Source organism: Domibacillus robiginosus, from assembly GCF_000966195.1.
Classification (GTDB): domain Bacteria; phylum Bacillota; class Bacilli; order Bacillales; family Domibacillaceae; genus Domibacillus; species Domibacillus robiginosus.
Genome location: NZ_LAHL01000002.1, coordinates 15,211 through 32,013 on the forward strand (window position 1 = coordinate 15,211; position 16,803 = coordinate 32,013).

The window sequence follows — 16,803 nt, forward strand, 5'->3', positions numbered from 1 at the left end:
TATCTGGACAGAAAAATTAAGGTCACGTACACTTGACCTAAAACAGATGAGGAGCTCTAACTATGACAAAGCGAGAACGCCGCACATTCACGCCCGAGTTCAAAAAGCAAATGGTGCAGCTGTACCAGAATGGAAAAACGAAACGAGCTATTATTAATGAATATGATCTGACTCCGTCCTCTCTTGACCGGTGGATCAACCAGGATGAAACCTCCGGTTCTTTTAAAGAGAAAGACAATCGTTCTCCTGAACAGCAGGAGCTTTTGGAACTCCGCAAAGAACTAAAGCAGCTTAGAATGGAGAACGATATTTTAAAGCAAGCCGCGCTGATCATGGGACGAAAGTAAATGTCATTAAGCGAAATAAAGACAAATACTCGGTATCAGCAATGTGCAGCGTCCTGCAAATCTCACGTAGTACGTACTACTATGAGGCCAAAGAACGTCGATCAGAAGACGATGTAACAGGCGCTGTCATAGAGATTTTCGAACAAAACCGAAGTGCCTACGGCACGCGCAAAATCAAAGTCGAACTGCACAAGCGTGGATTTAAGGTTTCTAGGAGACGTATTGGCCGTATCATGAAAGAACAAGGGCTTGTTTCTTCCTATACAATGGCACAATTCAAGCCGCAGAAAACTCCCTGTAATGAGTCAACTCAGGCAAACGAATTGAAACGCGAGTTTCAGCAGACAGAAGCGAAAAAAGTAGTCGTCAGTGATTTAACATACGTCAAAGTCAAAAATAAATGGCACTACGTATGTATCTTTGTCGATCTCTTTAATCGCGAAATCATTGGTTTCAGCACAGGACCCAACAAAGATGCGAGCCTTGTCGCACGGGCTTTTTCTTCTATTCAAGGTGATCTGCGAGACATCCAGATGTTCCACACCGACCGTGGCAGCGAGTTTAAAAATCAGCTAATCGACGAGACATTAGCCGTCTTCCAGATTGGGCGCTCTTTAAGCATGAAAGGCTGTCCATATGATAATGCCGTGGCGGAAGCCACGTTTAAAATCATCAAAACAGAGTTTATCAGCCAAATGAAATTTGATAGCCTGGAGCACCTTACGCTTGAATTCAGTGATTATGTTCACTGGTTTAATAAGCTGCGAATTCATGGAACACTAGGCTACGTAAGCCCAATTGAATATAAACGATCATCCCTTAAAGAAGTTGTCTGATTTATTGTTGACAATCCAGAATTCCATCTGAAAAATAAGTTTGTACGTCTTAATTAAAAGTTCTAATTTTCTTCCGGCATTGATACTAATTTTTTACTGAAAAAAAGTTAACAGAAAAGGAAAAATAAAAAATTAAAATTCAGTGCAACTTTTTGAGAATGAGATGCGACTACTTAGGTGTAAGGGTTATAAATTAACCTTTAACAAAATAGTAGGAGGCATATTAGCCATGAAAATGAATTATTTGTACGGTTTGCCGAAGCGCAAGCAAGAAATAAAGAGAAAGGAGGAAAAGCCTTTCGTGTTTAACAGAGAAGAATACTTTACAGTGGAAGAATTTTGTGAAGAAACAGGGCAGCCTGAGTCCTTTGTAAGAGAGGCAATAGGGTATTCTGATGAATTTCTTTGCTTTGTGCGTGATGGCGTTACCTATATGCGGAAAAGTTCAAAGCAAGAGAACCTAGCCATACTTAGAAGAGCCAAAAACAGAGAATTATTTTAATAAGGAATGAGGGGATTCTTAGTTGAATCCCTACTATTAATGGAGGAGATATTATGGTAAACGTACTTAGTTATTATGAAGAAGTAGAAGGGAAATTTCCTGTAGCAGCTTATTTAGTGGATTTCTCACAAGGGCTAGATCCAGCTGAACGTGAAATTGATTGGCTGTATAATAAGGGATATTCAACGATTCCACATGCGATTAGAAGATGTAAAAGAGTTTCGCCTACTGAGAAACTTGTGCTTGAGGAGATTTATATGTCCATGGGCTTTAAATCAGAGAGCACGATAACGAGAAAGGCACTATCTAGTCTGCTCGACATAGGGGTTGATACCGTTAGAGCAAATATAGAGAAACTCCAGGAAAAGAACTTCTTAGAAGTGTATGAATACAATGAAAGATATTATTATTATGTAAGGCCTTTGCCATTAAACCCTTATTTAATAATGTCAGAGCTAACACATTCTGCCCAAAAAGAGTATCAATCGAACATGCCTAAATCTATTTGTGATAGAGGGGTTCAGCACAGAATAGGGGAGATAGTTAAAAGCAAAGACTATACAGCTTATATTCAAAGGCTTAAATCTGACATAAGTTACTCTAATGTCTTAGCGGTACAAAATGATTACTTCCGTTATATCGAAGAGGTAATAAAGGACAAAAATAATATTCATATATCCATTCCGGATAATTGAGAATCACTAATGAAAAATCCCTTAGCCAAGCAAATTTTTTTAGCTTAACTAAGGGAATTTCTTTTATTTCAAAAAAAATTTTGAGAAATGATAAGGAAAATCCTTCTCTATAAATTAAATAAAAAATAAAGTATTAAAATTGAAAATGAAAGATAAACCAAGAAAGAAAATAAAATAGAAATATTCCATCACCTTTGGTGATGGTTACTTTTTTCTTTGTATAGGAAAAAGAATAACGATCAAATATCTAATCCAATTTTGACCACCTCGCCTATAATCTTTACTTCAGACATATTTAGAATTTGGGGAGGTATAGATGTATCTTCCGATAATAAAATAACTTTTAATAGTAATTTACTAAAACTAGTCTACTGTGATTAATATTTTTATCAATCGCTGTAGATTTTTTTTATTCCCTTTGAACAGGGATAAAGAAGTGGATGATTCAATTTTACAGCTTTCCTTACAGATAGCTCAATTATATATTCGCTAGATATATTAGTTCATGCTCGATATACTAAATATAAAGAAGATTTTTACATTGGAAAAACATATGGGAGGAACCATTATTATGTATATCAGCAAAGTGAAAATAAGTAATTTTAGAAATTTTAAAGAAACAGAAGTTGAATTAGGAAAACAAATGGTTATTGTTGGGGAAAATAAAGTTGGAAAGTCTAACTTCATACATGCGCTAAGATTGGTTTTAGATCCAACTTTATCTGAATCAAGCCGTTTATTACAGCTTTCAGACTTTTGGGATGGTCTAACTCGACCATTAAACGACGAAGAAATAAGAATAGATATTGAACTTACTGAGTTTGAACAAGATGATAAATTAAAATCTGTCCTTTCTGATTTTTTAGTGAAAGCTTCGCCATTAACTGCAGGCTTAACGTATAGATTTTTTCCAGAAGATGAAAACGGAAATAAAGTTTATAATTTTAAAGTTTATGGAACAGAAACAGAAAATATTTTTAGTTATGAACAAAGGAAATGGCTACCACTTGAGGTGTTATCAGGGCTAAGAGACACCGAGAGTGATCTATCAAATTGGAGAAAATCTCCTTTAAGGCCTTTAATTGAAAGAGCAATCGAAACTACAGATAAGCAAGAACTAGAGAATGTTGCTGAGGAAATTACTCGTTCAACAGATTCTTTGAAAGAATTGGACGAAATTGGATCATTAACTGAAAGAATAAATACTCAATTAGAAAACATTGTAGGAGATAGACATTCGATAGAAACCAGCCTAGGTTTTTCTCCTGCTGATGCTTCAAAACTTTACCGTGCAATAAAGATGTTTATTGATGATGGAAATAGAGGAATTAATGAGGCCAGCTTAGGATCTTCCAATTTGCTTTATTTAGTGCTCAAGCTTCTTTCTTTAGAACAATATGTAGATCAAAATGAACGTGCTCATACTTTTTTAGCTATTGAAGAACCAGAGGCACATCTACATCCTCATTTACAAAGATTACTTTACAAATATTTGTTGAATCACGATAAGTTGATAGTCGAAGGTTCTCAAGAGCAACATCAAATTCATAGTGTTTCTAATATTTTAACAACGCACTCACCTCATATTGTAAGTGTTGCTCCATTAAAATCTATCGTTTTATTAAAAGGAACGCATGGAGAAGATAAATCCACAAAAATAGTCTCTACTGCAAAAATTTCTTTAGATGATAAAGATGTGAAAGATTTGGAGCGCTACACTAATGTCACAAGAGGGGAAGTTCTTTTTTCTAAAGGGGTAATATTAGTTGAAGGAGATGCTGAAGAATTTCTGTTACCTTCACTGTCAGAATTGCATGGAATTGATCTGGATAAACATGGAATCACTGTGTGCTCGGTATCTGGCACCAATTTTCTTCCATATATTAAGCTTTTGGGGAGTGAAGGATTAAATATTCCTTTTGCAATTCTTACCGACTACGATCCAAGAGATACGCTACCTCTAATTCATAATCGCTTAATAAAATTGCTAAATTTTATAGATAAAAAACATGAATATAAAGATTTAGAAACTAAAGATCTAATTACCTATGGAAAAAAATTTGGTATTTTTACAAATAGCCACACTTTAGAGGTCGATCTATTTGATACAATGCCTGATGAAATTACAGAAACGTTAATTGAATTGACAACAAATGGTAAGGCAACCAGTAGAGCACAAGGCTGGAAGTTAGCAAGTAGCATTAAAGGAGATGAAAAAAGCTATCTTTCCGACATAGAAAGTATTGGTAAAGGAAGATTTTCTCAGAGATTATCGACTAATCTTACAAATTCATCAGTTGTTCCTGAGTATGTGAAGGGAGCCTTAGATTATGTCATCGCTAGAGTTTGACAAGGTACTTTATAGAGAAGCTTCTAAAGATTTATCAAACAACGAAGAACAACTAAAAGTTTATGATTCTACAGGGAATTGTGTCGTTCTTGCGGGTCCAGGTAGTGGAAAGTCCAAAATTCTCACATTAAAGTTAGCAAGAATCTTGAATGAAGATATAGAAGCACCTCAAGGAGTTGCTTGTTTAACTTACAATAAAGAATGCGCTAGAGAACTAAAAGAGAAGCTATACAATTTAGGAATCATTGAATCATCTACAGTTTTTATTGATACTGTACATTCTTTTTGTTTAAATCATGTGATTAGACCATACAGACATTTAGCAAACACTAATTTACCAAAAGAAATTAAAGTTGCTACTTCAAAGGAAGTAAGGGAAACAATGCTTCGAACATTCAACTTAACTATTGGAAAGAATGAACGGTATACTTCAAGCTGGTCAACAGCGTTTAATGTTTATAGAAGAACGTTTATAGAGAGGAAATCATCCGAATGGAAAACTAACGACAGCGATATAGCAGAATGGATTCTTAATTACGAAAATTCATTAAGACATCAAGGGTTAATTGATTATGATGATATGGTTTTGAATGGGTTGTGGATGATTGAGGAAAATCAATGGATTCAAGGATTACTTCAAGCTAAGTTTCCTGTTATAGCAGTTGATGAGTATCAAGATTTAGGTGCATCGTTGGATAGAATAATAAGAGTTCTCTGTATAGAAAATGACACTCGTCTTTTAGCAGTTGGGGATCCTGATCAATCAATATATGGGTTTACAGGGGCTCAACCTAGTTTATTAAATGACCTTGCTCATCAATCAGGTGTATTAAAAATTAGACTAAAAAAGAATTACAGATCAAAGGGAAATATCGTTAAGGCATCGATTGCTGCGTTATCAGAAGAAAGAGATTTTGTTTCAAGCAGAGATGAAGAAGGAAGTATTAAGTTTTATGGTATTAGGGACGGTATAGATGCGCAATGTGATTATATTTGCAAAGAAATAATCCCTAAAATTCTTACTTTAGATCCTTCAAGTGCGCTTGGGGATATTGGAGTGTTGTATATTGATAAAAATGATGGGGATCGAATTGCTGAGAAAGTAGTAAAAGAAGGTCTGCAATATATTCGAGTGGATGGAAATGCTCCTTACAATAAAAATCAGCTAACTGTGTGGATAGAAAACTGTGCAATGTGGTGTTCTGGAGGATGGTTAAAGGGAAGTCCCCAATTTTCTGAAATTGAGCGTACTTTCAGTTCATTTTTTTCAAATTCAAATATTTCAGAAGCAAAACTAGAAAGCAAGAAATTAAATCTATTCAAATTTTTATTTCGAAGTAGAGATGTTGAACTTAAACTAAGTGATTGGCTTGATGAATTTAATAATAGTATTGTTTCCGAATTATTAGATTGTTTTACTGAAGAGCCAGATATAGTGAAAGAATATGATAAATTAATGGAATCGGCAAAAAATGGACAACTAAAAGACTTCAAAGTATCCTCTTTATCTCGACAAGTAGGATCTAAAAGTCATTTAAATTTATATACATTACATAGTTCTAAGGGATTGGAGTTTAAGTATGTCATTATGTTTGGTTTGGAGCATGGAAGGATACCTTGGGTGAATGCTCGTGAAGATAAGATAAATGAGTCAAGGAGATTATTTTACGTAGGTCTAACTAGAGCAAAAGATGAAATTCATTTATTATGTTCGGGATGGTATTATGATTACTATGATAGGTATCAAAATTATGGGCCATCTAACTTTGTCTTAGAACTTAAAGAGTTTGTAGATAATAATTTGTAAATCGAATACTTTGCTTTTTGGTGTTGCACTTAATATTACAATCCGTCATCTGTAAAAACTACTCAACACATGTAGGAGGTGAAAATGTACTAACGACGTTCAAATAAAGTGTACCTGCTAGATAATATTATCCGTTATGCTGCCGAATAAATGCCTTTTTTAGATGATAAAATTACAATAGAAAAAGCTTGCCATATCAGCGTTTAGAGGGGACTTTGTTACACCATTTTTGGTGCCGCAATGGTGCGATTCGAATTATTAGATACAATCTGCACTATTTGATATTTCGGCAAATCCCTCTATATTAATGTTCTTTAGATAAGTTAGGTGCTACCTTATCATATTTGAAATTAATTATATAGCTTGTTTCGCTTTGACAGGGTAGGTGTCGCTGGTTCGAGCCCAGTAGGAATCATACATCGCGTCAGAACCTTGTTAAATCGACGTTTCTGGTGCTTTTTATTTTGCGGTGACATAGCTATGACTTGTCCGCAGGGTAAAGGTGTAAGAGAATACGTAAATGTCGCACGCTATCCGAGAGGAGGCGTGTTTTTTTATGCGGATCCAGCTTCTCTTCAATGATTTTCAGTACGGTGGAGTACCACTTTCCACGGCAGTTGCTGTTTATACTAGCGCTGTGCGGTTTCAGAATTGTACATTCCGCCTGGAGAGCTTTTCATGCCAACTTGTGTGAAACAGTAGAAGCAGAACGCCAATTCTTCTGATAAGATCTCGGAGGGAATAGCCAGATTCTTTTAGTGTTTTTAGGCGTGTCCGCCCAAATATTCTAAGAATTGGGTTGCTCATGACAGCCCTCCGTGAATGTCTATGTAGGAATTTACATCTTACACGAAGCGTCATGGGCGTTTTCTTATTTCTGCACATTGCACTTCATATTACAAATAATCATATTAAATCTTCTATTCTTTCATGGTTCGACATTATTCGACAAACGCTTTTTGGTACTATAGAATTAAGAAAAAAATCATTATTTTTTTACAGATGTACACAATGTGTCCATCTGGAGGTCTACACTATAAGTAATAAGCTGATCCCTACAGCGTATGACAAGCGAGGAAGGAAAATGAGCCAAACAGAGCGCATTTTACAGATATACAGCCGCCTTCAAAAAGGGTATGTGCTGAACAAAGCGGAGCAAGCCGTTCGTTTCAATGTAACGGAAAAAACGATTCAGCGCGATTTTGACAGCATCCGGCGTTTTCTTGAAAAAGATGTGCCGAATGAATACTTGGACTATGATCGTGAGCAAAACGGATACAAGCTCCAGCAGGGCAGCAATACCCACTTGCACAATGAAGAAGTGCTCGCCATTGTTAAGATCCTGATTGAATCGCGCGCTTTTCCAAAGTCCGACATGCATCGCTTGATCGACAAGCTGACCGCACTTGCACCGCCCGCCAACCAGGATTTTATTAAAAAATTAATGAGGAACGAAAAACACCTGTATGTAGACCTACAGCATAAAAAGCCACTGTTCCCGCTCATCTGGAAGCTGTCCGGAGCGATACATACGAAAAAAGTCATCAATATCCGCTACCAGAAAGAGAATGAACAAGAAGCAGATGAACGTACACTCAAGCCTGTCGGGATCCTGTTTTCCGAGTATTACTTTTACCTGCTCGCCTACCAGGCCACACGCGAGCTCAGTTTCCCGACGATTTACCGGATTGACCGCGTCACCAGCTGCAATGTTACAAATGAACACTTCAAGACACCACACCGCTTTGAAGAAGGAGAATTTCGCAAGCGCGTCCAGTTCATGCATGCCGGCGAACTCATCACCGTCAGATTCCGCTTCACTGGTGCGTCTCCTCAAGCCGTACTAGACCGGCTTCCGACCGCTAAAATTGTGGATCAAGATAAAGGCAGTGTGATATTTGAGGCAGAAGTGTTTGGGACTGGAATTAAGATGTGGCTACGGAGTCAAGGGGAGAATGTGGAGGTGATTAGGCCTGAGAGTATGAGGGAGGAATTTAAAAGAGTAGGTGCCAGTAGTGTACTTTTTAATACATAGTTACGGGGATAAAGGCCGGCAAGGCCAGACAAAGAACAAATTGATTAAAGAGGATGTGTCAAATTGTCTGTTATACTTCATGAAAAAGTAGATAAAGCCACTTCTTTTCATTTTAAAAATCAGCTTTATATTAAATGGATAGAAGCCTTTAAATCTGCACTACTGATAAATTTCAAGTTGAAACAGCGTATGTCAATAATGAAACGACACCAGCTTGAAAAAGAACTAAAAAAAATTGAACTTCAAGCCTATTTTGCGACCGAAACTATAGAGTTACTTCGTAAAGAAACATTAAGTGAAAGTGAATCAAGACACTTAAACAAGCTATTAGATTATGTTGAACGAGTGTCACCCCTTTCTGAAGATGAAATAAATGCTTGTTTAAAGAACTTTGATGTTCAGAAATATAACGAATGGTTTTCTTTAAAATGTGAAAAAATGGCGCAAAACAGCTTGTTTAATCGTTTAAATGAGGATTACGCTTGTTTTTTAGAAAATTTGAATTTGAAAAATCACCCAATTCAATCTAAAAATCTTGAGTTCAGAAAAAGTTACGTTGAAGCCTTGGCGGCTATTTTAAACCACCTTGCTCCGGCACATGTTGAAAACGCACAAATTTTTGCAAATAAACTAGGTATTTCTGAAACTGCTAGTTTGAAAACATTACAAGAAATTAAACATTTTTGTGCACCACGTTTGATTTTGAGTGCGGATCATATTGAGCGTGAATCATGGAACACCTTGTTGCTTACAGAGACCATGCTTCTCGTACCGAAATTTGTCCATATTGGTGAGAAGATAAACAACGAACTACTGATAAATTTAAAACTGAATACACAAGAAGTTGAAGAAATTATACAGTTCACAAATTTACTAAAGGCAGAAGTTTACCAGTACGCGGATGTATTTACGAAAATTACAAAGTACAGTGATCTAGCCTTATATGTAAGAGAGTTCCAGTTGCAAGCATTTAAAGTGCTGGAACCAAATCATAAAATTTTAGTTGTTGGAACAATGAGTGCCGGAAAATCGACATTTTTAAATAGTCTATTAGGATATGACTTTTTCCCTTCTAAAAATGAAGCATGTACAGCTAAAGTATTTGAGTACAGTGTCACTGATCGAAGCCAGTACTTAGTGTGGAAGGAGAAAACCGGTGAGCCTGAGGTATTCGATGAAGTAACCTCCGATGTCGTTGCTCATTGGAATGACTCAGAACCGGGTCATACACTTTACATCCAAGGACCAGCGCGGGCAGCGGTGCAAACGAATAAAAATCTTACATTTATTGATACACCAGGTCCTAATAATTCTATGGATGTTAACCATCGCACAGTAATGGAACAAGCCATTGGCGGAGAATACGAAAAAATATTCTATATTCTAAACAGTACACAGTTAGGGACAGATGATGATGTAGTGCTGCTGCAATTGGTTCAAGATGTACTGAAAGAAGCACCACACAAGCAGATTTATTTTATTGTTAATAAAGTCGATGAATTTGATAACAACGAAACAGAATCAGTAAAAGTCCTAAAGGAAAATGTACTGCGCTATTTGCAAGCTAAAGGATTTGAACAACCAAATGTGTTATTTGTATCAGCTTTAGCAGCAAAACTTGTACAAAATGAAGTAAATGGTTTATCTATGACGCGAAAAGAGCGTAATCAACTACGCTTCTTCAGAGAATTAATGCTCGAAGAGGAATATGACTTATCTCAATATGCGCAATATACAGAAAGCTATTTACAAAATAATGTGCAATTTGCTGAAAATATTACTGAACAACAAAAAGAGCTTTTACTGCACTCAGGTATGGTAGAAGTCATTAAATGTTTATAAGGAGCTTAGCCATGTCAATTATTCAAATGAAGTATAACCCTTTCAAAGTTGAGACAGTACTAAAAATGGATTCATTGGACTTCATAACAGAAACTAAATTCGATAAATTTCAGGGAAGTCGCTTACAAGTATGGGTAGAGGAGCTTTTTCCATTGCTGGTCGAGGTACTTAACGATAATGTATTGGAATTAACATTTACAGGTACATTAGCAGACTTTGAAGATATCGTATCTGCAAGCAATGCCTATACAGATCAGCATGTAAATAGCCAAATTACGTTAAATTATATACCGGTTCAAGAAACGGAAGACAAATTTACCGAATTAGAAGAGTTAGTAGATTTAATGCAGTCAGGTCCTTTTCCAGAATTACGTGATCCGAAAATTCGCATGAATTTTGAAAAGGCACTAAACAGTGAATTTGAAATTGCGGTTATTGCAACAATGAGTTCTGGGAAATCAACATTAATTAACTCTTTTTTAGGAACAGATTTAATGCCATCTAAAAACGAGGCATGTACAGCAAAAATTTCCCGAATTCGCAATACGCCAAATGCGGCAGGATTCTCAGCAGTTGCGCATAAATTGGAAACGGGTCCCCAAGGTGAGGAATACTACCTACCATTTAAATCGATTAATGAAGCATCATTACAAGACTTTGATGCATTTAACAATGATCCAGAAATTGCGATGGTAGAAATTGAAGGCAATATCCCGTCAATTTCATCAGGTAAAATGAATCTTGTATTAGTTGACACACCGGGGCCAAACAACTCAATGGATGGATCTCACCGTGAGCATACATTAAAGGTCATTAAAAGTGATGATAAACCAATGGTATTATACGTACTTAATGCAACACAATTACGTACAGATGATGACTTTGCCTTGTTACGTACAGTGGCAGATGCAATGGCAGTAGGCGGGAAACAATCAAAAGACCGCTTTATTTTCGCGGTAAACAAAGTAGATGTATTTGATCCTGAAAAAGGCGAGTATTTAAGCGATGCCCTTGAAAATGTTCGGGTGTACTTAGAACAACAGGGAATCAAAAATCCAAATATTTATCCAGTTTCTGCACAAACGGCCAAAGTAATCCGTAAAGCACAAAAAGGTGAGAGCTTAACACGACAAGAAAAAAATGCATTAGCAGGCATTGATTTATTCTTGGAAGAAGAAACCATGCATTTAAATGAATATGCACCGTTAAGCTCTTCCTTAAAAAATTCAATTAATGAAAAAATCCAAGCAGCAAAAAATGAAGAAGATAAACAGGCAGAAGCGCTCTATTATACAGGAGTTCCGAGTGTAGAAGCCGCCATCAATGAGTATCTTGATAAATATGCTGTGACTTCTAAGATTACAAACGCCGTAAATACATTCAAACGGATCGTAGAACAGCAGCAGTTCATGCAGAATCTGCAGGATGAGCTTGCAGAGAATGAAGAGGCACGTTTAGCCCTTGCAAGGAAAATGGAAGAAATAGAAGAGCAGTTGGCGCAAGGGAATAAAGTTAGTGAATTTAAGAAAAAAATTAGAGGCATGAGCTTCGATACCACACCATATTTTAGAGATTTAAATAAAAAAGTGTTGGGTCGTGATATTAATAAGGTAGCTGAACAATTACGTACAGGGAAAATAAAAAAAGGAGAGGCAGATGTTCTTCTTTATAAAATGCAGAAAGAAGTATTAATGATTCAAGATGATGCTATAACAGATATTGAAAAAATCTTATCTATGTCATTACGTGACACAGCAAAATCATATTTAGAAGAGTATCAAAACTACGTAGACGGATTAATTGAATTTGATCGTTCTGATATTCCGGTGAGTAATTGGAATAAGGCAATTACATTAGATACACCGGATATTGATCAATTATTAAATGATTTCACGTATACAGAACGAGAAGTTATTGGAACAAGAACGGTAGCCAATGAAAATAAAAGATGGTTTAAACCATGGACGTGGCTCCAATCAAGCTCTTATGAAGAAGACGTTTATGGCAATGTGGAATATGTGGATATGAATGATATCGCCGAATCATTCTTGGAGCCAATCACTGATTCATTTGTTGAGAACATTGAAAATGCTCAAGTCTTTATGCAAGGTGAGCTGAAACGATTACAAGCGTTTTTCATTGGTGAAATTGAACGTCTGGATGAAGTAATGCATGAGCGTGTGAGAGAAATTAAAAAACATACGCAACAAACGGAGCTACTTGAAGAAGAAAATGAGTTGAAGAAACAGCAAAAGCAATGGTTAGAAAGTTTTACAATGAAACTAGAAAATATTTTAGAACTAAAAGAGAAAGTAGGAGTAGCAGAATGAGTAAATTAAATGAGGCCATACAATCTAATAATATTAGAGGGATAAAATCGGCAATCGTAGCATATTTATCAGCTGATCCATTAGATAAGTCCGGAAAAGTAAAAGAAGCAATGGCAACTGTCGATGCAAAAGGAATTCAGCTTTGGCAAGCGCATGATGGTACAGAACTTTTATCTGATCGGTCTAAATGGACGAAAGAATATTTTGCTGAGTTGCAGTCGCACTTATTGACAAACTTATCAAAAGAATGCTTAGAACATGCATTAAAAGTTGGTCGTCATGCATATCGTGAAGAATTAAATAGTTCTCAATCTGCCCAACAACCTTCGATTAAACAGCAACAAGGCGGTAAATCGGATATGGGAAAGTTTCTGTTAGCTGGAGCAACAGTTCTGGCGGTAGGAGTAGTCATTTATCTGGCGGTGAAATAATAGACCAAATAGATGGGATATTAAAAAAAATTCCCTTTTCTTCTGAACTTCCTGTTTTGGGTGCCATTAAATCTTTACGAAATAAATTAGATGAATTAAACCGGCAGCTTTATAGAGAAGAAAAGCGTAATAAAGGATTACAAGACCAGCTTCGCCAGATTCATAGTCAGGAAAACTATGAAATTACAAGGTTAAACGAACAAATAAAAAAGCTTGAAAAAGAAGAAGCGCTTTTTAATGCTAAAATTCTAGAAAAAGAAGAGACTATTCGTGAATTGCATGCAGAACTTGAGGAGCATAAGAACCACGTGAGCGAAAAAGACTTTTATATGCAAGTCGCTTCTTTAAAAAATGAAATCAAGCAAAAAGACCAGGAAATCGAGACGCAACGGAAGCGAATTCTGGATCTATCAAATCATGCTGAACAAAATAAAGAACAACATTAATCCGAATACCCCTAGATGACTGCTGCCTAGGGGTATTCGTTTCATGAGGTGCATAATGGAATTAACAACGGTTCGAGCAGAGGAAAAATTAGAACAATCGCTGCAATTGGTAGAGCAATATTTAGAGCGCAGCCACTTGCATGAATTATCAAATTATGAAGTCATGCCTTTATCGAGTCAATTAGCACAAATCTCTACACAAAAAAATATTCGTTTACTGGAAATTACAAAGATTGTTTATGATAAGAATGAGGATGTAACAGAAAAATTAGTAAGTGTTTTCAATGCTGTTGGAAGTTTGGGAAGCGCTTTGACACTGATCATTAACAGCGATGGGGAAGAGGTGCGTCTCTTTATAGGGAATCGCTCAGATAATGCAGTGGCGGCCAAAGACGGGCTTGAAAAAAGTTTTAAAGGGAACTTCCCAGGGACTCAACTAGAGAATTTAATGAAGAAAGATATCGATAGCATATTGTCCAAAATACTTGAGGCGCCAAATAAGCAGGCAAAAAATATTTGCAGTGTAACAGGTATTCCTTCATTAAAAGAAGTAGATAAAAAGGAATATGTCCAAGGTTTGGAAAAACTGATTGATTCCATGAGGGGCGAAGCATTCTCTGCTATGTTTATCGCTGATGCGATTTCAAGCCAGGAAGCTATTAAAGTCCGTCAGGGTTATGAAGAGATGTATACGAGCCTTATTCCTTTCCAAAAAACAGATTTGACAACAGGCAAAAATGATAGCCAGTCTTTAACGGAAGGCATTAGCGAAGGTATTACAAATACAGTTAATGACAGCATTACAAAGACTCAAAGTTATACAGAAGGCAGCTCAGAAGGCAACAGCCAAAGCCATACAGATAATCAGGGATTAAATATTATAAAAAGTACAATCGTTGGGTTTACAGGAGGTAAAACAGGTTCGTCTCGTGGTACGACGGTCAATTACAATACAAATCAATCGAATACGACAGGCAGTTCATCGACGTCAGGTACTTCTACTGCTGCTTCAACAAATACCTCTAAAAATACAACAGATACACAGGGAACATCAAGTACTATGCAAGTGCATTTAGAGAACAAAACCATTACATCTTTATTAGAGAAAATTGATGAACAGTTAGAAAGGCTGAAGAGGGCTGAAGATTTAGGATTATGGCATTACAGCTGCTACTTCTTGGCAGAGGATGAGCAAACAGCACGCATAGCTGCAACCAACTATCAAGCCATTATCCGGGGAGACAATTCAGCACTCGAAGGCTCGAGCATTAACAATTGGAACAGTCGTAATCCGCAAACGCCAAAAGTCATTGAGTATCTGGAAAAGCTGTCACATCCCAAGATGTATTTGCCAAGTACGAGCGGGCAGGATCTGCCACATTTATCTGCAGGAACATTAATTAATTCACGCGAGTTAGCCATTGCTTATGGTTTGCCGCGCAAATCAATTAATGGGATACCGGTCATTGAAATGGCGGAATTTGGCCGTAATGTACACCAGGTTGGTTTAAAAGAAAATCATCGTACGTTTAGCCTTGGCCACATTTATTATATGGGGCAAAAAGAAAAAACAGATGTTCACCTGGATATCGACAGCCTGGCGCAGCACACATTTATTACAGGGTCTACAGGTTCAGGGAAATCCAATGCAATTTATCGTATACTGGATCAATTAAACAACCAAAAGGTAAAGTTTTTAGTTATTGAGCCAGCCAAGGGAGAATATAAATCGGTTTTTGGCGGTTATAAAGGGGTGCACGTATTTGGCACGAATCCACAGTTTGCGCCTGTTTTAAAGATTAATCCTTTTCGCTTCCCAAACAATATTCACGTATTAGAGCATATTGAACGTTTAGTCGAAATTTTTAATGCGTGTTGGGAAATGTCAGCTGCTATGCCAGCAGTTTTGCGTGAATCTATTGAGCGTGTTTATATTGAAGCCGGATGGGATTTGGATAACTCATACCATTTTGAACATCAGCCGGTTTTCCCGACATTAAAGCAATTAGTAACTGTATTGCCTCGTGTTATTGAAGCGTCAGGCTATTCAGAAGAAGTGAAGAGCAACTATGTCGGTGCCCTCGTTACGCGTGTAAAATCTTTAACTTCAGGACTTTTCGCTAATATTTTCTCGGATTTAGAAGTGGATAATGCGATTTTATTTGATGAAAACTGTATCGTTGATTTAAGTCGTGTAGGGTCTGCGGAAACGAAATCGTTGTTAATGGGTATTCTGTTCATGCGCTTGCAAGAGCACCGTATGGCATATACAGATGGCATGAATATACCATTGAAACATGTAACCGTTTTAGAAGAAGCACATCATTTATTACGTAAAACATCTACGACACAATCTAGCGAAGGTGCTAACTTACAGGGGAAATCTGTAGAAATGCTGACGAATGCTATTGCGGAAATGCGCACATATGGTGAAGGTTTCATTATTGCAGACCAATCGCCTAACTTATTAGATACATCTGTTATCCGTAATACAAACACGAAAATTATCATGCGTTTACCAGATAGCGCAGATCGAGAGGAAGTCGGAGCATCTGCAAGTTTAAACGAAGAACAATTAGATGAAATTCCGAAACTTGAAACAGGTGTTGCGATCATTTATCAAAATAATTGGCTTGAGCCTGTGTTGTGCTCAATTCACCACTTTGCAAATGAAAAACCCTTTGTGATGGAAGATAAACGTCGTCAACAATTAAAGCTAGCTCGTGATCATAGAACTGCAGTCGTTGAATTGTTGCTTTATGGTTATATTTACCCTAATCAATCAATTAATACGAACAACATCGAAGCAGGTTTAGGGAGTTTAGCTACTTTAGAAATGCCACAACATATCAGATTAACGCTAGAGAATGAGATTGATCGGTTAAAACGTACAGGTACATTCAAGTACTGGGAACAGGGTGGTTTAAAACTTGTTTCGGGTATAATTAGCTCGTTTATCAATCCAAATTCGATGGTTTATTATGCGCAACAAGCAAGTGATATGAAAGAGTTTAGAAACAAAATGTTAAAAGCGCTTGAACTTCATGTGAAATTTAAAGAACAAAAATATGCTTCTTTATTGATTCAATGCCTATTATTGGCTTATTTAAAGCAAAATCCATCTTTTCAAGCCCAGTATGATGAATGGTTAGTATATGAATCTAAAAGAGAGGTGTTTTGAA

11 protein-coding genes are annotated in these 16,803 nt (G+C 36.6%); all 11 read left to right on the plus strand.

The annotated features are described in order from the left end of the window. The first annotated feature begins 62 nt into the window (after positions 1-62). The 11 genes from VP97_RS00690 (at position 63) to VP97_RS00740 (ending at position 16,802) form a co-directional block, all read left to right on the plus strand. A protein-coding gene (locus tag VP97_RS00690; RefSeq protein ID WP_156153372.1) for an IS3 family transposase occupies positions 63-1,183 on the plus strand; the annotation gives its coding sequence in 2 pieces (ribosomal slippage) (positions 63-312 and positions 312-1,183; 1,122 coding nt in all). 229 nt (positions 1,184-1,412) lie between these two features. After that, positions 1,413-1,685: a hypothetical protein gene (locus VP97_RS00695; protein WP_050179692.1), complete on the plus strand. Its 273-nt coding sequence runs from the start codon at positions 1,413-1,415 to the stop codon at positions 1,683-1,685. A 53-nt stretch (positions 1,686-1,738) separates the two neighbouring features. Beyond that, the gene (locus VP97_RS00700; RefSeq protein WP_050179693.1) at positions 1,739-2,380 is read left to right on the plus strand and encodes a hypothetical protein; all 642 of its coding nucleotides are present in this window, start codon (positions 1,739-1,741) and stop codon (positions 2,378-2,380) included. Between the two features lie 541 nt (positions 2,381-2,921). Beyond that, positions 2,922-4,730 (plus strand): ATP-dependent nuclease, encoded by a 1,809-nt coding sequence (locus tag VP97_RS00705; RefSeq protein WP_216594913.1) that lies wholly within the window; start codon positions 2,922-2,924, stop codon positions 4,728-4,730. Next, a complete protein-coding gene (locus VP97_RS00710) occupies positions 4,711-6,537 on the plus strand; it encodes an ATP-dependent helicase (protein WP_050179695.1) in 1,827 nt (608 codons plus the stop codon). Before VP97_RS00705 ends, VP97_RS00710 begins: the two co-directional genes overlap by 20 nt. Positions 6,538-7,621: 1,084 nt before the next feature. Continuing rightward, positions 7,622-8,572, plus strand: coding sequence for a helix-turn-helix transcriptional regulator (locus tag VP97_RS00715; RefSeq protein WP_050179696.1), 951 nt, complete (start codon positions 7,622-7,624; stop codon positions 8,570-8,572). Positions 8,573-8,635: 63 nt separating this feature from the next. Beyond that, positions 8,636-10,414 carry a dynamin family protein gene (locus tag VP97_RS00720; RefSeq protein WP_050179697.1) on the plus strand — a complete coding sequence of 593 codons (1,779 nt, stop codon included), beginning with the start codon at positions 8,636-8,638 and terminating at the stop codon, positions 10,412-10,414. Between the two features lie 11 nt (positions 10,415-10,425). Beyond that, positions 10,426-12,744 carry a dynamin family protein gene (locus tag VP97_RS00725; RefSeq protein WP_050179698.1) on the plus strand — a complete coding sequence of 773 codons (2,319 nt, stop codon included), beginning with the start codon at positions 10,426-10,428 and terminating at the stop codon, positions 12,742-12,744. Next, positions 12,741-13,175 (plus strand): hypothetical protein, encoded by a 435-nt coding sequence (locus VP97_RS00730; protein WP_050179699.1) that lies wholly within the window; start codon positions 12,741-12,743, stop codon positions 13,173-13,175. The genes VP97_RS00725 and VP97_RS00730 overlap by 4 nt, the downstream gene beginning before the upstream one ends. A gap of 56 nt (positions 13,176-13,231) precedes the next feature. Beyond that, positions 13,232-13,621 (plus strand): hypothetical protein, encoded by a 390-nt coding sequence (locus VP97_RS00735; protein WP_050179700.1) that lies wholly within the window; start codon positions 13,232-13,234, stop codon positions 13,619-13,621. Between the two features lie 55 nt (positions 13,622-13,676). Continuing rightward, positions 13,677-16,802, plus strand: coding sequence for an ATP-binding protein (locus VP97_RS00740; protein WP_050179701.1), 3,126 nt, complete (start codon positions 13,677-13,679; stop codon positions 16,800-16,802). Position 16,803: the final 1 nt, after the last annotated feature.